The organism is Streptomyces sp. NPDC058796, assembly GCF_042745235.1.
GTDB lineage: Bacteria > Actinomycetota > Actinomycetes > Streptomycetales > Streptomycetaceae > Streptomyces.
Window position 1 is genome coordinate 172,620 of the sequence record NZ_JBHYOP010000007.1, and the last position, 18,294, is coordinate 190,913.

Here is an 18,294-nt window from a genome sequence, read left to right on the forward strand (position 1 = left end):
ATCCGCCCGAAGGCGGACCTCCCCCCTGGGGCACTCCCGCCCAACGGCGAGCCTGCCGTCCAGAGCCTTTCCGCCGAGGGACGGGCCTGCGGTCGGGGCATTCCCAGGGCGGGCTCGGAGTCCGGGGCGTTCCTGCCGGAGGGCGAGCCTGCCGCCCGGGGCTCTCCCGCGCAAGGGTGAGCGTGCGGTCCAGGGGATCCCGCCGAAGGATGGGTCTGCGGATCAGGACGCTTCAGAGGCGACGTGGCATGCGCGGGGAGGGCAGGGCCGGCGGACGCGGAAGGCGAGCCGCGGGCCGGGAGGGTTCCGGTGGCTGGGCGCGTCGTACGTCGGGGTGCCGGGGAGGGTCAGTGGCCGGGGTGACCGGTGGGAAGAGCAATGCCGGCGCAGCTCCCCAGCTGCGCCGGCATTTTGCCGTCCGCCGCACCCCCGTCCCCACGGGGTTTCATGGATGGATGTCCCCGCCCGGACCGCTCTTCCGGGCCTGGGGTCGCCGCTCAGCGCCCCAGCATCACACCCACGGACGACGCTTGTGTGGCCACTGTCTCCCACCCGTCGAAGACGAGGAGGAGCAGGACCGCCAGGGGCAGGGCCATGACCGTCGCCACCAAGGGGTGACGGCGTCCCTGACGACGGCTGTCGCGTGTGCGGATCAGCGTCCTCGGTACCGTCTGGGCCATGGTCCCTCTCCTGACCGTTTCCGTTGTTCTGGCAGCGGCGGGCGTCTGACCTCGGGGGACGAGTGCTGCACCCGCCGCTTGACCTCAAATCTAGGCGTCCGGCGGTCCCCCGACGTCATGCCCTCGTACCGATTGCCGGGCCTCCCGGAGGATGAGCCACGACCCGGGGCGTACTCCCCTGGGTGGAGACCGGGTCCCGGACCTCGGGGTCTTCCCGGAAGGGGCGCCCGCTGCGTCCCGCTTTCTCCGTACTGTCCGGTGACATCCCTCACTTCAGCCCCTTCCCGGCGCACCTCCGCCTTCCCCCACCGCACCTCCCCGCCCGCCGCCACGCCGCGGAGGCGCGGCGGCTCCAGGGCGCATCGCACCGCTTCCGTCCGAGCACTCGCGCCCGACCCAATCCCCGCACCACGGCCGCTGGTTGGGAACACCCGTGCCTCCGGGGCGGACGGCGCCCGCGTTCCCTGACCGCCCCTCAACTCTCCCACCGGGCACTGACAATCCCTCGCCCCGAGAGGGCGCGGCCTCTGCGCGCGGGCGGTCGTGGAAACGTAAGCTGTGGCTCGTCACAGGGACCGGGCAGCGGGGATGAACATGGCGATGATGCGCCTGAGGCGCGAGGACCCGCGCGTCGTCGGCTCGTTCAGGCTTCACAGGCGGCTCGGCGCGGGTGGAATGGGCGTGGTCTACCTGGGCTCCGACAAGAAGGGGCAGCGGGTCGCGCTGAAGGTCATCCGGCCCGACCTGGCCGAGGACCAGGAGTTCCGCTCGCGGTTCGCCCGCGAGGTCTCCGCGGCCCGGCGCATCCGGGGCGGCTGCACCGCGCGGCTGGTCGCCGCGGACCTGGAGGCGGACCGCCCCTGGTTCGCAACGCAGTACGTGCCAGGCCCCTCCCTGCACGACAAGGTCGTCGACGGGGGCCCCCTCGGTGCCGCCGACGTCGCCGCGGTCGGTGCCGCGCTGTCCGAGGGACTGGTCGCCGTGCACGAGGCCGGGGTGGTGCACCGGGACCTGAAGCCGTCCAACATCCTGCTGTCCCCGAAGGGGCCGCGGATCATCGACTTCGGCATCGCCTGGGCCACGGGCGCCTCCACGCTCACGCACGTCGGCACCGCGGTCGGCTCCCCCGGGTTCCTCGCCCCGGAGCAGGTGCGGGGGGCGGCGGTCACGCCGGCCACGGACGTGTTCGCGCTCGGCGCCACGCTGGCCTACGCCTCGATGGGGGACTCGCCCTTCGGGCACGGCAGTTCCGAAGTGATGCTGTACCGCGTGGTGCACGAGGAGGCCCAGCTGCACGGCGTCCCGGACGCCATCGCTCCGTTGGTGCGGGCCTGCCTGGCCAAGGACCCCGAGGAGCGCCCGAGCACCCTGCAACTGTCCTTGCGGCTCAAGGAGATCGCCGCCCGGGAGGCCCAGGGCCTGGCCGACGTGCGGCCTCCGGCACCGCGCAGTGCGGAGGCGGACCTGCCGACGGGGCGGCTGGCCGACACCTACCCGGAGCGCGCACAGCGGCGCCCGCAGGGCCGGCCGGGTGCGCCGGGCACCCCCGCTCCGAGGAGCGCGTCCGGGTCCCGCGGCCCCGCGCCCGCCCGTGGTCCCGAAGCGTCGCGCGGCGGCACGCCCTCGCGCGGTGGCGCACCGCCGCGGGGCGGGGCAGCCGCGCGGGGTGGCAGCGCGTCACGCGGTGGCGGTACGGGCTCGCGGGGCGGTTCGCGGCCCACGCCCGCCTCCCGCGGCAACCCGGGACGCAACGGGTCCCGCCACGACAGCGGCGGCCGGTCCGCGCCGCGCAGCGGGGCCGGCCGTACGGGGCCGAGGACCACCGGGACCGGCTGGCGGCGGCCCGCGAACCCGCGGCTGCTGCGGCAGCGCCTGTTCGTCTTCGTGGTCGTGACGTTGCTGGTCGCGCTGGGCATCGCCGCCGCGCAGGGCTGCCAGGGGCCGTCCCGGGGGCTCGGCGACGAGCGGGGCGGGGTCCGGACGCAGCAGGAGCAGGTGGACGTGCGGGACGACACGCCCGGGCAGCGTCAGGTGCCCGGTCTCTAGGGAATTGGATGCGCGTGCACCCGGCCGGGAGACCGATGCCGTGGCCTTGCGGCCAGGGGCCGTCCGTGGGGGCCGGCCCCTGGGCCGGACACCCGGCTCGCCGGTTGCCTGGGCCCGGGGACTGGCGCCCCTCGGCCGACGGCACCCCGGTGGCCTCCCGCGCCCGCTACGCCGAGGGCCGGCCCGTCGTCACCGCGTAGAAGGCGACCGCTGCCGCCGCGCCCACGTTCAGGGAGTCGACGCCGTGGGACATCGGGATGCGGACCCACGCGTCGGACGCCGCCAGGGCCCGGCGGGACAGGCCTTCGCCCTCGGCGCCCAGCAGCAGGGCCACCCGGTCCATGCGGTGCGGGGCGACCTCGTCGAGTGGTTCGGCGCGCTCGTCGGGGGTGAGGGCGAGGAGCGTGAATCCCGACTCGCGGACCGTCGCGAGACCGGCCGGCCAGGTGTCGAGGCGGGCGTACGGCACGGAGAAGACCGCGCCCATCGAGACCTTCACGCTGCGCCGGTACAGCGGGTCCGCGCAGTCCGGCGAGAGGAGTACCGCGTCCATGCCGAGGGCGGCGGCGGAGCGGAAGATGGCGCCGATGTTGGTGTGGTCGTTGACCGACTCCATGACGACGACGCGCCGGGCGGTGGTCAGCAGGTCCGCCGCCCCGGGCAGCGGTTTGCGCGCCATCGAGGCGAGCGCGCCGCGGTGCACGTGGTAGCCGGTGACCCGTTCGGCGAGCGCCGGTTCGACGACGTACACCGGTGCCGGAGCCTCGTCGATGACGTCGCGCATGGTGTCGACCCACTTGGCGGAGAGCAGCATCGAGCGCATCGCGTAGCCCGCCTCGCCTGCCCGCCGGATGACCTTCTCGCCCTCGGCGATGAACAGGCCCTCGGCGGGCTCGCGGCGGCGGCGCAACTCGACGTCGGTCAGCCCGGTGTAGTCGTGCAGGCGCGGGTCGTCGGGGTCGTCGAGGGTGATGAGGTCCGCCACGTCACGCACCGGTCCCGTGCGGGCCGACGCCGACGACCTCGCCGACGACGATGACGGCGGGTGGCCTGACCTCCTGGGCGACGACCGTCTCGGCGACCGTGGCGAGGGTCGCGTCGACCCGGCGCTGGGCGGCCGTGGTGCCCTCCTGGACGAGGGCGACCGGCGTCCCGGGGGGCCTGCCGTGCGCGACGAGGGTCTCGGCGATCTTGCCGATCTTGTCGACGCCCATGAGGATCACGAGCGTGCCGGTGAGTTTGGCCAGGGACGGCCAGTCGACCAGGGAACGCTCGTCGTCGGGGGCAACGTGGCCGCTGACCACGGTGAACTCGTGGGCGACGCCCCGGTGGGTGACGGGGATGCCGGCCGCGCCGGGGACCGAGATGGAGCTGGAGATGCCGGGGACGACGGTGCACGGGATGCCCGCCTCGGCCAGCGCCTGCGCCTCCTCCATGCCCCGGCCGAAGACGAACGGGTCGCCGCCCTTGAGCCGTACGACCGCCTTGCCCTGTTTCGCGTGCTCGATCAGCGCGTTGTTGATGGCCTCCTGAGCCATGAAGCGCCCGTAGGGGATCTTCGCCGCGTCGATGACCTCCACGTGCGGCGGCAGCTCGGCGAGCAGGTCGCGCGGGCCGAGCCGGTCGGCGATGACGACGTCGGCCTCGGCGAGCAGACGGCGGCCCCGGACCGTGATCAGGTCCGGGTCGCCCGGCCCGCCGCCGACCAGGGCGACTCCGGCGGTGCGGGTGCGGTGGTGCGGCGCGACGAGGGTGCCGTCGCGCAGGCCCTCGACGACCGCGTCGCGGATGGCGGCGGTGTGCCGGGGGTCCCGGCCGCGGGCGTTCGTCGTGAGCACGGCGACGGTGACGCCCTCGCTGTGGCCGGTCGCCGGGGTCCAGGCGGTGGCCTGGTCGGCGTCGTCGGAACGTACGCACCAGACGCGGTGGCGCTCGGCCTCGGCGGAGGCGGCGGCGTTGGCCTCGGTGTCGCTGGTGGCGATCAGGGCGTACCACGCGTCCGCGAGGTCGCCTTCGGCGTACGGGCGCCGCTCCCAGGTGATCTCCCCCGCGTCCGCCATGGCCTCGACCGAGGGGGTCGCCTCCGGTGACACGACGCGGATGTCCGCGCCCGCCGCGATGAGGGCCGGGAGGCGGCGCTGGGCCACCTGGCCGCCGCCGAGGACGACCACACGGCGGCCGGTCAGACGGAGGCCTACGGGGTAGGCGGGATGTTCGGCCATGAGGGAGCGCTCCTCGTCCTGGCGGTGCGGTGGGCGGCGCTGCGGCAGTGGAGCGGCCCTGACGTGGGGATACGTGGATTCTAGGAGACTCGCGCACGGGGCACGAGGCCGGTTCGGCGGACGGCGGGGGCCCGCCGGTGCGGGGGGGCGGCGGGGGCGGGCGCCACCGGTCCGCCGGTCGCGCCGCCCTCTCCCGCCGTGGGACTACTTCTCCGTCACGCCGGCCGAGTCGAAGGTCGCGACCTCGTGCATGGCCCGCGCCGTGCTCTGCACCATCGGCAGGGCGAGCAGCGCGCCCGTCCCCTCCCCCAGGCGGAGGTCGAGGTCGACCAAGGGGCGCAGGCCGAGCTTGTTGAGCGCGGCGACGTGGCCGGGCTCGGCGCTGCGGTGACCCGCGATGCAGGCCGCCAGGACCTCGGGGGCGATCGCGCGGGCCACCAGTGCGGCGGCGCCGGCGCTGACGCCGTCGAGGATCACCGGCGTGCGCAGGGAGGCACCGCCGAGCAGCAGGCCGACCATGGCCGCGTGCTCGAAGCCGCCGACCGCGGCGAGGACGCCGATCGGGTCGGCCGGATCGGGCTGGTGCACCTCGATCGCCCGGCGCACGACCTCGGTCTTGCGGACCAGGGTCTCGTCGTTGATGCCGGTGCCGCGACCGGTGACCTCGGCCGGGTCGGCGCCGGTGAAGACGGAGATGAGCGCGGCCGACGCGGTGGTGTTCGCGATGCCCATCTCGCCGGTGAGCAGCGCCTTGTTGCCGGCCGCCACCAGGTCGCGGGCGGTCTCGATGCCGACCTCGATGGCCTGCTTGGCCTCCTCGCGGGTCATCGCGGGGCCGGCCGTCATGTCGGACGTGCCCGCGCGGACCTTGCGGGGCAGCAGGCCGGGCGTGGCGGGCAGGTCGGTGGCGACACCGACGTCCACGACGCACACCTCGGCGCCGACCTGGGTGGCGAAGGCGTTGCAGACGGCTCCCCCGCCCAGGAAGTTGGCCACCATCTGGGCGGTGACCTCCTGCGGCCAGGGGGTGACGCCCTGGGCGTGCACTCCGTGGTCGCCGGCGAAGACCGCGACGGCCGCGGGCTCCGGGATCGGCGGCGGGCACTGCCGGGACAGCCCGGACAGCTGGGCGGAGATGATCTCCAGCATGCCGAGCGCGCCGGCGGGCTTGGTCATGCGCTTCTGGCGCTCCCACGCCTCGCCGAGCGCCTTGGCGTCGAGCGGGCGGATCTGTGCGACGGTCTCGGCGAGCAGGTCGTGCGGTTCCTCTCCGGGCAGGGCGCGGCGCCCGTAGGTTTCCTCGTGGACCACCCAGGACAGCGGGCGGCGCTTGGACCAGCCGGCCTGCATCAGCTCGGGCTCGTCCGGGAACTCGTCGACGTATCCGACGCACAGGTAGGCGACGACGTCCAGGTGTTCGGGCAGGCCGAGGGCGCGGACCATCTCACGCTCGTCGAAGAAGCTGACCCAGCCGACGCCGAGGCCCTCGGCGCGGGCGGCGAGCCAGAGGTTCTCGACGGCGAGCGCCGAGGAGTACGGCGCCATCTGCGGCTGCGTGTGGCGGCCGAGAGTGTGCCGGCCGCCGCGCGTCGGGTCGGCGGTGACGACGATGTTGACCGGGGTGTCGAGGATGGCCTCGATCTTCAGTTCCTTGAACTGCTTGGCCCGGCCCTTGGGCAGCGACTTCGCGTACGCGTCGCGCTGGCGCATCGCCAGTTCGTGCATCGCGCGGCGGGTGTCGGCGGAGCGGATGACGACGAAGTCCCAGGGCTGCGAGTGGCCGACGGAGGGCGCGGTGTGGGCGGCCTCCAGGACGCGGAGCAGCACCTCGTGCGGGATGGGGTCGCTGCGGAAGCCGTTGCGGATGTCGCGGCGTTCGCGCATGACCTTCAGTACGGCCTCGCGTTCGGCGTCGGCGTAGGCGGGGGCCGCCGGGCCGGTGGACCGCCTTGCTCCCGCCTCCGCGGCCGTGCTCGCGTCTTCCGGTTGCTCCGGGTGCTCCGGGTCTTCCTGGTCGGCCCGGGTGTCCAGGTCGTCGGCGTTCTGGGCGACCTCGGGGTCCGCCTCACGAGGGGCGGGGACCGGGGCGACGGGCTCCGGGGCCTCTTGAGTCACCGGAGTCGCCTGGGTGTCCCACGTCCCCGGCGGCACGACGAGTGCCTCGGGGGGCGTCGGCGCGAGGTGCGGGGTGGTCGGCACCTGGCCGCCGTCGACCGGCACGAACCGGCCCACGGGCTGGTCGGCGTGCTGCCCCGCGGACTTGCCCGGGTGGGGCTCGGGCCGGGCGCCGTCGGCCGGTGCCGCGACGGCCGCCGCGGATTCGGGCACGGGGTGCGGAGCTTCCGCTTCCGGCGGTACGTCGGTGCCGGCGAGGGACTGGGGGCCCTGGGCGGGCTGCGGGTCGGCGGGGGCGGGCCGGCCGTCCGGGGCGGACTGACCGTCCGGAACGGGCTGACCGTCCGGCTGGGCGTCGGCGGCGGCCTGCACGTCGGCGTGCGGGTGTTCCTCGGCCGCCGGAACGGGCTGCGCGGAGCCCTCCGACGGTGCGGTCGCCCCCGGCACCGGTGCGGGCTGCCCTTCGGCGGCCGTGGTCTGCGGGGACGGCTCGTGTCCGGCGGGTTCGGCGGCGGCTGCGTCGGGCGCCTGGTCGGCCGCGGTGGGCGAGGCAGTCCGGGCGGCCTCCGTCACTTGCGCCTCGGCAGGCGGGACTTCCTGCGGCTCGGGAGCCTCGGTGGCTTCGGCCGGCTGCGCTGCGGGCTGGGGAGCCTCGGTCGGTTCGGCCGCCTGTACGGGCTGGGCGGCATCGGTCGGCTCGGCCGCCTGTACGGGCTGGGCGGCATCGGTCGGCTCGGCCGTCGGTACGAACCGGGCAGCCTCCGTCGGTTCGGTGACCGTCCGCACGGGCTCGGGGCCCTGACCCGTACCGGCCCGCTCGGTGCCCGCTACCCGTGTCGGATCGCCTTCCTGCGCGGCTTCGGGGGACGCAGTCGGCTCCACGCCCTGCACCGGCTCCTGGGCGTCGGTCGGATCGACCGTCTGCGCGGCGTCGGCAACCTGCCCCGGCTCACCCTCCTGCGGCGTCGGGGAAGCACCGGCCGGCTCCACCGCGGGCACGGGCTCGGGCGCGGCTCCCTCCACGGTCCGGGCGTCCTCGGCGACCTCCGCCACGGCCTGGGGGGGCACGGCCACGGGCTCCACGGGGTCCGCCTCGAAGGCCGGGGCCGGCTCGGCGGCCTCCTCCGCTGCCGCCTCCGGGAGTGCCGCCGCGGTCACCTGCTCGGACTCGGGCCCCGGTACGGCGTCGGGTCCGGACGCGTCGTCCGCCGTGGGCTCGGCCACCGCCTCAGGTGCGGGCGCCTCCCCCGCCTGGGGCGCGGCCGCGGTCTCAGGAGCGGTCGCTTCCCCCACCGCCGGCACGGCCACGGCTTCCGGCGTCCCGCCGCCTTCCGGCGTTCCCTGGACGTGCGCGGCATCGACACCCGGTGCGGAACCGGCGCCGTCGGTGTCGCCCGGCGCGCTCCCGGTCGGGTCCGAGACCCCGGCGTGGGCGTCCGCGGCCGGGGCCTCGGGCCCGACCGCTTCGCCGCTCTCCCCGCCCGTCGCCGCCACGGCCTCCGTCGCCACGCGGGTCACCAGGGCCTGGGCGGCACCCGCCGGCTCAACTGTCTGGTCCGCTACCGGAATAACCGTTTCCGCGCGCACTGTCCCGGCACCCACCGGGACCTCCGCCGGCGGCTGGGCCTGCGGAGCCGCTTGCGCGGCACCCCAGGGCGCCGCCCCCTGCGGAGGCATCGCGGCGGTCTGCGCGGTGTCGAGGTACTCGTGACCGGTGGCCGGCGGTCCGGCGTGGCGCACCGGCGCGTCCGCCGGGCCGCGGTCGGCGAGCGAGCGGACCGGGCTGGCGGAGGTGTCGGGGATCGGCGGACCGAGGTGCAGGGGCCTGCGCGGCGGCGCGGGGACGGAGGCGGGCTCCGTCGACGGCGCCGACTCGGGCAGACGGACGCCGCTGAGATCGACCGAGCCGCTGTCACGGCCGGACAGCTCGTGCGGACCCGGCTGGTGCACGGTCTCGACGACCGGCTCCGGCGCGGGCGGCGCGACCTCGTTGCCCCAGGCGCTCTGGGCTCCCGGCAGCAACAACAGGTCCTCGTCCTCGGCGGTGGTCTCGGAGAGGTAGGTGTACGCGCCGGGTGCGGGGACGCCCGGCTGCTCCACCATGCCTGCGTTCTCCGGCAGCCCCTCGCCCGGGATCTGGCCGGTGTCGGTCATGCGTAACCCCTCGCCCATCGGTTAGTGCTTCTACGACCAGCTCGCCCGGGACGGCGCACCGACCGCCCCGTAGTGAGAACGAGCGTGCGTGCCCAGCGGCACGAACGACCCGTCGAAAATGACGACAAAGCCATTGAGTGGCATTGTCGCGGTCGTTCCCCCGTCACGACAGCTTGATCCGCGACGGCCCGCTGTGGACTGCGCCACGTTGCGCGTCCTCCGGCTCTTGCCGTACCACACCCGGCCCGTAAGAGGGCGGTTTTTGCGGACATTGACCGGCGAAGTGCCAGGTGTCCGAGCGCGGTACAACAATCCGCCAGCCTACCCCGCGCAGTATGACTAACCGATCACGGGGCGCGGTCCGGGAGTACCCCGCTGAGCAGGAACGCAACGCTCCGCTCCGTCTCCGTCCAGGCCCGGGTGTCGAGTCCCACGGACTGCAGCAGGGCACACTCGACCCGGTAGCCGTGCTCCGTCAGGTCCCTGCCCACGAGTTCGGCCGCGTCTCGGGTCGCGGCGTGCGCGACGATCCGCTGCGGACGGCGGTCTGCGACCGCCGAGACCACGGCCGCTCCCCCGCCGCCGACGCGCACGACGTCGGGTTCGGGAAGGTCTTCCAGGACGTGGGGGGCGGTGCCGTGCACGATCTGGAGCTGGACGCCGAAGTGGCGGGCCGTGGCCTCGGTGCGGGCGCAGGAATCCGGGTCCCGGTCGACGGCGATGACTGCGGCGCCGCCGCGGGCGGCCTCGGTGGCGAAGGCGCCGCCGCCGCAGCCGATGTCCCACACGAGGTCGCCGAGGCGGGGGCCGAGCCGCGCGAGTTGGGTCGTGCGCAGCAGTTCGGTCTCGCCCTCGCCGAGGTCACCGCCGTACGCCTCGGCGGGCAGCGACCAGCCGCGCGGTCCGGCGGCGGGACCGCGGCCGGCGATCCAGCCGGCGCCGTCGCCCGTCGCGCCCGGGCCGGTGCTCCCGCCGACGACGATGACGACGTTCGGGTCGCGCCAGGTGTGGTCGGCGGCCTTCTCGGAGGTGACGACGGTGACTTGTTCGCGCGCGGTGCCGAGTTCCTCGCAGATGACGAAGGTGCGGTGGATGCCCTCCATGAGCAGGCCGAGTTCGGCGGGACCTGCGCCCGGGGAGGTGAGGACCGCGACCTTGGTGTGGGCCCGGCATACGTTCACCGCGCGTCGCAGGGTGCGGGGGTGGGCGACAACCACATGGGCGTCGTCCCAGGGCATGCCGGCGCGGGCGAAGGCGGCGGCGACGGAGGAGACGGCCGGTACGACTTCGACCTCCAGCCCGAACTCGGGGGCCCGCAGGGTCCGTACGACGCCGAAGAAGCCGGGGTCGCCGTCGGCGAGGACGACCGCGGTGCCCCGGTGGGCGGCGATGCGGCGGGCGGCGAGGGCGACGCTGCCGAGACGGACGCGTTCGGCGGCAGGGGGCACCTCGGGAAGTGCCAGGTGGTGGGCGGCGCCGGCCACGAGGGTGGCCGCGCCCAGTGCGGAGCGTGCCGCGGCGGTCAGCGGCGAACCGTCCCAGCCGATCACCGTGACCCGGTCGGCCATCGTCGTCAGTCTCCAGGGGTCTTGCAGGTCGTGTCGCGGAACCGTTCGCGGGTGCGCCCCGTGAGGGTACCCCGGTGCGGCCGCGGGGCGGGGTGCCGGCGCCGCCGGCCCATGGATCAGTTCCAGTCGGTGAAGGTGCTGAAACCACCGTCGTCGGTCAGCGGCCCGGCCGCGCCCTCGAGGTCCTCGGGCAGCAGGCTCCACACGATGAAGTCGGTGCGTACGTCCGTCCACACGTCGTCGTCGGTGCGGACGCGGGCTATGCAGGCGTTGCGCAGGACGCCCTCGCTGATGCAGCCGATCTTCTGGGCGACCTGCTGGGAGGCGGTGTTGTCGGCGGCCGTGCGCAGCTCCACCCGCTCGAACTTCTGGTCGCCGAAGAGCCACTGGGCGGTGGCGAGCGCCGCCTCGGACGCGTACCCCTCGCCGCGCGCCCAGGGGGCGACGATGTACGACAGTTCGGTGGACCGCACGTGCCAGTTGGTCTTGGTGAGCTGGATGACGCCGACCAGTCTCTGGGTGAGGAACTCGGTGACGGCCAGGTCGAGTCCCCGGCCCGCCGTGCGCTCGGCGGGGGCGTGCTCCCCGATCCAGGTGCGGGCGTGCCGTTCGGTGAAGGGCTGGGGGACGTGGGTCCAGGCGGCGACCTGCTCGTCGTTCATCATGGCGGTGAGGGCGGGGACGTCGTCCTCGTCGAGGGGGCGCAGCACCAACCGCTCCGTGCTGATGGAGATGTTGGGGAAGGTGCTCGTCATGCGCCGCTCCGTAACCTGGGTAACCGTCAGGGCCTGCTCGAACTGCCCAGCATGCAGCATGTGAGCACTCAACCGCACCACGGGGTCCGCCCCGGCGGAGCGGACCCCGTGGTGGGTGCGGAGGGGATCAGAACGAGGGCAGCACGGCGCCGTCGTACTTGTCCTCGATGAACTTCTTCACCTCGGGCGAGGTGAGGAGCGTGGCGAGCTTCTTCACCCGCGGGTCGTCCTCGTTCCCCTCCTTGACGGCGAGGAGGTTGTTGTTCGGGTTGTCCTTGGCGGACTCCAGGACGAGGGCGTCCTTCGCCGGCTTGAGGTCGGCCTCGATGGCGTAGTTGCCGTTGACCACCGCGGCGTCGACGTCGTCCAGGGAGCGCGGCGTGGTGGCCGCCTCCAGCTCCTTGAACTTCAGGTTCTTCGGGTTCTCGGTGATGTCCGCCGGGGTCGCCGTGGTGCCGACGCCGTCCTTGAGGGTGATGAGCCCGTTGGCGGCCAGCAGCTGCAGGGCGCGGCCCTCGTTGACGGTGTCGTTGGGGACGGCGACGGTCGCACCGCTCTTCAGGTCCGCGACCTTGCCGACCTTGTTGGAGTACAGGCCGAGGGGCTCCAGGTGCACGTCGACGACGGACACGATGTGGGTGCCGCGCTTCTCGTTGAAGTCGTCGAGGTACGGGGTGGTCTGGAAGAAGTTGGCGTCCACCGAGCCGTCTTCCGTGGAGGTGTTCGGCGTGACGTAGTCGGTGACCTCCTTGACCTCCAGTTCGAGGCCCGCCTTCTGCGCCAGGTTGTCCTTGACGTAGTTGAGGATCTCGGCGTGCGGGACGGGGCTGGCGGCGACGACCAGCGGTCCGGAGGTGTCGGAGGCGGCGTCCTTGTCCGAGCCGCAGGCGGCCAGCCCGAGGGTGAGGGCTCCGGTGGCGAGGACGGCGGTGGTGATCTTGGCGGTGTTACGCACGAAAAGTGCCTTTCCTTCAGGTGGTGCGACCCCGCCCTGTGTACGGCGGGGAGTCTTGGGGGGGACCGAGGGGCGCTACGCGACCTTGCCGACGTCGGCCGCGGCTGGCTCCTTGGCCTTGAGCAGCCGCAGCCGGGGGGCGGCGCCGGAGCGTCCGCCGCGGCGGTGCAGGGCGCGCGCGGCGGCGTCGCCGGCGAACTGGATGAGCGAGATGGCGACGGCGAGGATCGCGACGGTCACCCACATCAGGCCGGACTCGAAGCGGTTGTAGCCGTAGCGGACGGCGAGGTCGCCGAGGCCGCCGCCGCCGACGGTGCCGGCCATGGCGGAGTAGCCGATGAGGGCGATGACCGTGGTCGTGGTGCTCGCGATCAGGGACGGCAGCGCCTCGGGGACCAGGACCTTGCGGACCACGGTCCAGGTGTTGCCGCCCATCGCCTGGACGGCCTCGACCAGGCCGCCGTCGACCTCGCGGACGGCCGTCTCGACCAGGCGCGCGAAGAACGGGATGCCCCCGATGGCGAGCGGCACGATCGCGGCCTCGCTGCCGATGGTGGTGCCGGTGACCCAGCGGGTGAAGTTCATCAGGGCGACCATGAGGATGATGAACGGCAGCGAGCGGCCGATGTTCACGATCTGGCCGATGACCTTGTTCACCACGGTGTTCTGGAGCAGCCCGCCCTTGTCGGTGAGGACGAGCAGGATGCCGAGCGGGAGTCCGCCGGCGATCGCGATCAGGGTCGACCAGCCGACCATGATCAGAGTTTCCCGACAGGCCTGCTCCAGCAGGGGCTGCATCTCGGACCAGGTCACTTGGCACCTTCCTTCACCAGCAGCGGCTGGTCCTCGTTGGCCGTGTCGCCGTCCACCACGTCGACCTGGAGGCCCTGCTCGCGCAGGAAGCCGACGGGCACGACGTTGTCCTCGTAGCGGCCGGGCAGTTCGATGCGCATGCGGCCGACCTGGAGCCCGCCGACGGTGTCGATGGCGGCACCCAGGATCGATATGTCGATGTTGTAGGTGCGGGACAGCTGGGAGATGACCGGCTGGGTGGCGGCCTCGCCGTGGAAGGTGACGTCGAGGACGGTCCGGTCGCCCCCGGACGCCTCGCCGCCGACCGGGAAGAGGGCGGCGGCCAGTTCGGAGCCGGGCGTCGCGAGCAGGTCGCTCACGGTGCCGGACTCGACGATGCGCCCCTTCTCCATGAGGGCGGCCGAGTCGCAGACGCTCTTGACGACGTCCATCTCGTGGGTGATGAGCAGGACGGTCAGCCCGAGCTGCCGGTTGAGGTCGCGCAGCAGCTGGAGGATGGAGCGGGTGGTCTCCGGGTCGAGGGCGCTGGTGGCCTCGTCGGAGAGCAGCACCTTGGGGTCGCCGGCCAGGGCGCGGGCGATGCCGACGCGCTGCTTCTGGCCGCCGGAGAGCTGGGCGGGGTACGCCTTCGCCTTGTCGGCGAGACCGACCAGGTCGAGCAGTTCGAGCGCCTTGCGGGAACGTTCCTTCCCGGTCTTGCCGAGGATCTCCAGCGGCAGTTCGACGTTGTCCTGCACGGTCCGGGAGGAGAGCAGGTTGAAGTGCTGGAAGACCATACCGATGCGGCTGCGCGCCTGACGCAGTTCCCTGCCGGCGCGGGGGCCACGGCCCGCCAGCGCGGTGAGGTCCTGGCCGGCGACGGTGACCGTGCCGGCGGTGGGGCGCTCCAGGAGGTTGACGCAGCGGATGAGCGAGGACTTGCCGGCGCCGGACTGGCCGATGACGCCGTACACCTCGCCCTCGCGGACGTGCAGGTCGACGCCGTCCAGGGCGGTGACCTCGCGGCCGCGGGAGCGGTAGACCTTGGTCAGGCCCGATGTGGTGATCACGTGGGTTTCCGTCACTGTCGAGTGCGCGGCGCTCTGGTGTGCGCCGGGCACGGGGGCGTTGTTCTTCGGGGTTCTGGGGACCTTCGGAACGCGGCACGGTTCTCGCGGCGGCGATGCGCGGTGGCGGTGAACCGGGGAGAAACGTGTGCGCGGGGCGTGGCCCGGCCGCGGGCGCGGGGCGCGTGGGCGGACTCGGGCGGGCGCTCGCTTCGGGGCGCGAGGCTCAGGTGGTGCAGGGGCCCTCTAGAAGGCGCACATTCGGCACATACAACGAGCACCGGGCGTCATCGTCGCCTCGGTCGCAGGGGTGCGGTCGCTCGTCGTGCTCATGCGATCAGTAAAGCAGACGTACGGTCCTGACCGGAGACGGCTGTCCGGATGCTGGACAGCGGTGGGCGGTGACCGGACACCGGCGCGCCGGCGGCCAGGGGGGAGGTTGCCGCTCGGTCTCCGGTGACCAGTGCCGACGAGGCCGCCGCGCCGGTGGCCACGGACCGGGCCCGCGTTCGGCGGGCGTGCGGGCTGTGGCCAACGCCACGGTGGCCCGGTGCCGGACGGGGCCGGGGACGGCGAGGCTTTTGGGGCGTAATAGGGTCGCTGCCATGCTTGACGTCCTGACGCTGGTGACCGGGGTCGCCGCGCTGCTGCTCGCCGCCTGGTGCGGCTGGGCGGCCTACCGTGACCAGCCGACGAAGGACTGGCACTTCATCGGCATGGCCGTGGTCTCGGTGCTGGCACTGATCCAGCTGATCACGGGGATCGTGCTGCTGGCGCGGGGCGAGGAGCCGGAGCAGGGCACCACGATCTTCGTGGCGTACCTGCTGGGCGCCTTCGCCTGCGTACCGGCGGCGGGCTTCATGTCGCTGGCCGAGCGCACCCGCTGGGGTTCGGTGACGGTCGCCGCCGGCGGCGTCGTCCTCGCCGTCCTCGAAGTGCGGCTGTTCGACATCTGGGGAGGCTGAGATGGCGGCGACGGAGCAGCGGCCGGGCCGCGCGCGGCTGATCAGCGGCCCGGGCATCCTGCTGGTGTGGCTGTACGGCGTGATGGTGGTCGGCGCGGTGTCACGGTCCGCGTACCAGATCGCGACCGAGTTCGACCGGGCGCCGCTCGCCTACACGCTCTCGGCACTCGCGGGCATCGTCTACGGCTTCATCACCTACACCCTGGTGCGCGGCGGCGAGACGGCCCGCAAGGCGGCGCTGGCGTGCTGCGCCGCCGAGCTGGTGGGCGTCCTCACGGTCGGCACCTGGACCCTGGTGGAACCGTCCGCATTCCCCGACGCGACCGTGTGGTCGGACTTCGGGATGGGCTACCTCTTCATCCCGGTGCTGCTGCCGCTGTCGGCCCTGTACTGGCTGCGCCGGGCCCGCACCGAGTAGGTGTCCGCTCAGGCCGTGGTGGCGTACTCCCCGGCGGCCTTCTCCAGGACGATCATGGGCACGCCGTCCGCGCCCTGTGCGGTCCCGACCGTCTCGTAGCCGACCCGTCGGCAGAGCCGCAGGTTGCTCTCGCTGCGGTGGCCGGTGTGCAGGCGGAAGCGCTTGGCGCCGCGCTCCTCGGCGAGCGCCGACTCCGCGGCGCGCAGCAGCCGGGCGCCGATGCCGTGCCCCTGGAGGCGGGGGTGGACGCAGAGCTTGCCGATGGACGCGGCCCCGTCCTCGGTCACCCGCCCGCGCACCGAGCCGACGACCTCGTCGCCGAGCCGCGCGACGTAGACGCAGTCACCGGCGACCTCCTCGCGCACGGAGTCGAGGGTCTGGACGAGCGGGTCGATGCGGTAGTTGCCGTACAGCGCCGCCTCGCTCTGGAAGCAGAGGTACTGCAGCCGGAAGATCTGCTCGGCATCCTGCTCGGTCGCCGCCGAGATGGTCACGCTCATGCCCATGTGTGCATGCCTCCCGCTCACCTGATCCGCTGTGGTCCCCCACTCCTATCCCCGTCCTCAGCGCGCCGCAACCTCCGGCGTCAGCAATCGCCGCAGACATCCCAGACATCGGGAACGTTCCGGGCCGAGACTGCCCTGTGAGATACCCAACTCCCCCGCGATCTCCCGGTATGTGAGGTCTTTCGGTGACAGCAGGGCCTCGATCAGCCGGGGGCAGCGGCCGGGCAGCCGGCGCACGGCGTCGCGCAGGGCACGGCGGCGGGCGGCGGCCAGGACGAGCTGTTCCGGCTCGTGTTCTGCGGCGCCGGCGGGTTCGGTCTCGTAGGGCCGCTCGTCGCGGCGGGCGCGGCGGGTGCGGCGGGCCTCGGTGCGGACCGCGCCACGCAGCCAGTCGTGGGGGTCGCGGGGCGGCCCCTCGGCCTCCAGCCGCTCGAGAAGGCGCAGCCAGACGGCCTGTTCCAGGTCGCCGGGCTCGGCTCCGGACGCATACGCCTCGGCCGAGGCCTCGGCGATGAGCAGCGGGTGCAGTGCGGCGACCAGGTCGGGTGTCATATGCGGATCGACGCGGCCGCCCGGGCGGTGGGTTGCCCGGGCGGCCGAAGGTCACCCCAACCGGGGGCGGACGCTCAGCCGTTGACGAGTCCGCCGTCGGCGAGTCAGTCGTCGAGGAAGTCCTCGCGGGCCAGGACGCCGGTGTCGGGGTGGTCGGTGAAGACTCCGTCGATGCCGGTGGCGAAGTAGGCACGGAACGCGCCGAACACGTCACCGTAGGCGTCGGGGTCGCTGCCCCTGCGGAAGTCCGCGGGCAGGAACGGGTTCTCGTTGCGCATCGTGTACGGGTGCAGGATCAGGCCCGCGCGGTGCGCGTCACGGACCAGGGTGGTCGGCTCGGTGAGCCGACCGGCGGAGTCCTTGGGAATGATCAGGTCCAGCGTCGGGCCGATGCCCTGCGCGTAGGAGGCGATCTCCCTGAGGCCCTCCGGCGTGATGAGGTCGGCGGTCGTGCGCGGGTCGCCGTTCTCGACGAAGTCCCAGGGGCGGCTCCTGGCTCCGGAGAGCAGGACGGCGAGGGGGTTGCCGACGAGCCTGTTCATCCGCTGGATGCTGGTGGGCTCGAAGGACTGAATGATGACGGGCGAGTTCTTCCGGTCCTTGCCGTACTTGCGCAGCAGCCGCGCGAGCCGCTCCTCCGTACCCAGGCCCAGCTTGCGGAAGTAGGTCGGGTGCTTGAGTTCGGGGTAGATCCAGACCTGTTTGCCGCGCTTGCGGGTCTGCTCGTTCTGCCAGCGGAGCACCTCTTCGAAGGTGGGGATCTCCCAGCGGCCGTCGTAGAGGGTGTTGTGCGGGCGGTTGGCCGGGATGCGCTCGGTGGCGCGGAGGGTCTTGAGCTCGGCGAGCGTGAAGTCCTCGGTGAACCAGCCGGTGACCTGGACTCCGTCGAGCGACTTGGTGCGCTTGCGGCCGGCGAACTCGGGGTGGTCGGCGACGTCCGTGGTGCCGCCGATCTCCGGCTCGTGCCGGCAGACCAGGTGACCGTCCTTGGTGGGGACCAGGTCGCCGGCCTCGACGATGTCGGCGCCCATGTCGAGGGCGAGTTCGTAGGCGCCGAAGGTGTGCTCGGGGCGGTAGCCGCTGGCGCCGCGGTGGCCGATGACCGTCGGGACGGGCAGGCTCCCGACGCCGCCGCGTCCTCCGCCGTGCCGGGGGTCGGCGGCTCTCGCCGTGCCGGACAGACCGAGTACCGCTCCGCCCGCGCCGAGCACCGCCGCCCCGAGGAGCGCCCGCCGCCCGGTGCCGCCCGTCTGCTCGTCCGACTCCTGCGTTCCCATCAGGGCCTCCTGTCGTTGACCGTCGGTGCGGGCCGATCGTAGGGGCGCGTACATGACGAGCGGGAGACCGCGGCGGGAACACGCGGGTGCGTCGGGATGTCGTACGGGCGTGGAGTGGCCGGTGGGGCGGGATGGGTGACGAGCCGTCGGCTTCGGAGCGGCGGGCCGGGGTACCCGGTCGGTGGCCGCGAGTTCCGCCGTGGCGGTGCCTCACCGGTCCCG

The 18,294-nt window shown here is 73.7% G+C and carries 15 protein-coding genes; 3 read left to right on the forward strand and 12 right to left on the reverse strand.

Going from position 1 to position 18,294, the window contains the following annotated elements:
* Window positions 1-497: 497 nt before the first annotated feature.
* On the reverse strand, window positions 498-680 hold the full coding sequence (locus ACFW47_RS19145) for a hypothetical protein (protein ID WP_386286219.1): 183 nt from the start codon (window positions 678-680) through the stop codon (window positions 498-500).
* Between the two features lie 588 nt (window positions 681-1,268).
* On the opposite strand from ACFW47_RS19145, the gene ACFW47_RS19150 reads away from it, so the two are divergent.
* Window positions 1,269-2,726: a serine/threonine-protein kinase gene (locus tag ACFW47_RS19150; RefSeq protein ID WP_386286343.1), complete on the forward strand. Its 1,458-nt coding sequence runs from the start codon at window positions 1,269-1,271 to the stop codon at window positions 2,724-2,726.
* 166 nt (window positions 2,727-2,892) lie between these two features.
* Here ACFW47_RS19150 and ACFW47_RS19155 read toward each other — a convergent pair whose 3' ends face one another.
* The 8 genes from ACFW47_RS19155 to ACFW47_RS19190 all read right to left on the reverse strand — a co-directional run bounded on the left by ACFW47_RS19155 (window position 2,893) and on the right by ACFW47_RS19190 (window position 14,357).
* On the reverse strand, window positions 2,893-3,711 hold the full coding sequence (locus ACFW47_RS19155) for a TrmH family RNA methyltransferase (RefSeq protein WP_386286218.1): 819 nt from the start codon (window positions 3,709-3,711) through the stop codon (window positions 2,893-2,895).
* 1 nt (window position 3,712) lies between these two features.
* The gene (gene cobA, locus ACFW47_RS19160) at window positions 3,713-4,948 is read right to left on the reverse strand and encodes a uroporphyrinogen-III C-methyltransferase (protein ID WP_386286217.1); all 1,236 of its coding nucleotides are present in this window, start codon (window positions 4,946-4,948) and stop codon (window positions 3,713-3,715) included.
* Window positions 4,949-5,152: 204 nt separating this feature from the next.
* Window positions 5,153-9,217: a nicotinate-nucleotide--dimethylbenzimidazole phosphoribosyltransferase gene (gene cobT, locus ACFW47_RS19165; protein WP_386306397.1), complete on the reverse strand. Its 4,065-nt coding sequence runs from the start codon at window positions 9,215-9,217 to the stop codon at window positions 5,153-5,155.
* Window positions 9,218-9,564: 347 nt separating this feature from the next.
* Window positions 9,565-10,785: a precorrin-6y C5,15-methyltransferase (decarboxylating) subunit CbiE gene (cbiE, locus tag ACFW47_RS19170; protein ID WP_386286215.1), complete on the reverse strand. Its 1,221-nt coding sequence runs from the start codon at window positions 10,783-10,785 to the stop codon at window positions 9,565-9,567.
* A gap of 116 nt (window positions 10,786-10,901) precedes the next feature.
* Window positions 10,902-11,540: a GNAT family N-acetyltransferase gene (locus tag ACFW47_RS19175; protein ID WP_386306400.1), complete on the reverse strand. Its 639-nt coding sequence runs from the start codon at window positions 11,538-11,540 to the stop codon at window positions 10,902-10,904.
* Between the two features lie 127 nt (window positions 11,541-11,667).
* On the reverse strand, window positions 11,668-12,495 hold the full coding sequence (locus ACFW47_RS19180; RefSeq protein WP_386286213.1) for a MetQ/NlpA family ABC transporter substrate-binding protein: 828 nt from the start codon (window positions 12,493-12,495) through the stop codon (window positions 11,668-11,670).
* A gap of 75 nt (window positions 12,496-12,570) precedes the next feature.
* Window positions 12,571-13,308: a methionine ABC transporter permease gene (locus ACFW47_RS19185; RefSeq protein WP_386286212.1), complete on the reverse strand. Its 738-nt coding sequence runs from the start codon at window positions 13,306-13,308 to the stop codon at window positions 12,571-12,573.
* Complete coding sequence (locus ACFW47_RS19190; RefSeq protein ID WP_386306402.1) at window positions 13,305-14,357, reverse strand: methionine ABC transporter ATP-binding protein; 1,053 nt, start codon at window positions 14,355-14,357, stop codon at window positions 13,305-13,307. Before ACFW47_RS19190 ends, ACFW47_RS19185 begins: the two co-directional genes overlap by 4 nt.
* 602 nt (window positions 14,358-14,959) lie before the next feature.
* On the opposite strand from ACFW47_RS19190, the gene ACFW47_RS19195 reads away from it, so the two are divergent.
* Together ACFW47_RS19195 and ACFW47_RS19200 are read left to right on the forward strand one after the other, a co-directional pair.
* Window positions 14,960-15,319 carry a hypothetical protein gene (locus ACFW47_RS19195; RefSeq protein WP_386286210.1) on the forward strand — a complete coding sequence of 120 codons (360 nt, stop codon included), beginning with the start codon at window positions 14,960-14,962 and terminating at the stop codon, window positions 15,317-15,319.
* A gap of 1 nt (window position 15,320) precedes the next feature.
* Complete coding sequence (locus ACFW47_RS19200) at window positions 15,321-15,737, forward strand: hypothetical protein (protein WP_386286209.1); 417 nt, start codon at window positions 15,321-15,323, stop codon at window positions 15,735-15,737.
* Window positions 15,738-15,745: 8 nt separating this feature from the next.
* On the opposite strand, the gene ACFW47_RS19205 is transcribed toward ACFW47_RS19200, so the two are convergent.
* The 3 genes from ACFW47_RS19205 to ACFW47_RS19215 form a co-directional block, all read right to left on the reverse strand.
* On the reverse strand, window positions 15,746-16,243 hold the full coding sequence (locus ACFW47_RS19205) for a GNAT family N-acetyltransferase (protein WP_386286208.1): 498 nt from the start codon (window positions 16,241-16,243) through the stop codon (window positions 15,746-15,748).
* A gap of 57 nt (window positions 16,244-16,300) precedes the next feature.
* Window positions 16,301-16,795, reverse strand: coding sequence for a sigma-70 family RNA polymerase sigma factor (locus ACFW47_RS19210; protein ID WP_386306404.1), 495 nt, complete (start codon window positions 16,793-16,795; stop codon window positions 16,301-16,303).
* A 104-nt stretch (window positions 16,796-16,899) separates the two neighbouring features.
* The gene (locus tag ACFW47_RS19215) at window positions 16,900-18,072 is read right to left on the reverse strand and encodes a glycerophosphodiester phosphodiesterase (protein ID WP_386286206.1); all 1,173 of its coding nucleotides are present in this window, start codon (window positions 18,070-18,072) and stop codon (window positions 16,900-16,902) included.
* Between the last annotated feature and the right edge of the window lie 222 nt (window positions 18,073-18,294).

Excerpts from the sequence above, each read along its gene's own strand:
- cobA (WP_386286217.1), bottom strand. The coding sequence starts at position 4,948 with ATGGCCGAACATCCCGCCTACCCCGTAGGCCTCCGTCTGACCGGCCGC.
- cbiE (WP_386286215.1), bottom strand. The coding sequence starts at position 10,785 with ATGGCCGACCGGGTCACGGTGATCGGCTGGGACGGTTCGCCGCTGACC.
- ACFW47_RS19145 (WP_386286219.1), bottom strand. The coding sequence starts at position 680 with ATGGCCCAGACGGTACCGAGGACGCTGATCCGCACACGCGACAGCCGT.
- ACFW47_RS19175 (WP_386306400.1), bottom strand. The coding sequence starts at position 11,540 with ATGACGAGCACCTTCCCCAACATCTCCATCAGCACGGAGCGGTTGGTG.
- ACFW47_RS19215 (WP_386286206.1), bottom strand. The coding sequence starts at position 18,072 with ATGGGAACGCAGGAGTCGGACGAGCAGACGGGCGGCACCGGGCGGCGG.
- cobT (WP_386306397.1), bottom strand. The coding sequence starts at position 9,217 with ATGACCGACACCGGCCAGATCCCGGGCGAGGGGCTGCCGGAGAACGCA.
- ACFW47_RS19200 (WP_386286209.1), top strand. The coding sequence starts at position 15,321 with ATGGCGGCGACGGAGCAGCGGCCGGGCCGCGCGCGGCTGATCAGCGGC.
- ACFW47_RS19195 (WP_386286210.1), top strand. The coding sequence starts at position 14,960 with ATGCTTGACGTCCTGACGCTGGTGACCGGGGTCGCCGCGCTGCTGCTC.
- ACFW47_RS19205 (WP_386286208.1), bottom strand. The coding sequence starts at position 16,243 with ATGGGCATGAGCGTGACCATCTCGGCGGCGACCGAGCAGGATGCCGAG.
- ACFW47_RS19150 (WP_386286343.1), top strand. The coding sequence starts at position 1,269 with ATGAACATGGCGATGATGCGCCTGAGGCGCGAGGACCCGCGCGTCGTC.
- ACFW47_RS19210 (WP_386306404.1), bottom strand. The coding sequence starts at position 16,795 with ATGACACCCGACCTGGTCGCCGCACTGCACCCGCTGCTCATCGCCGAG.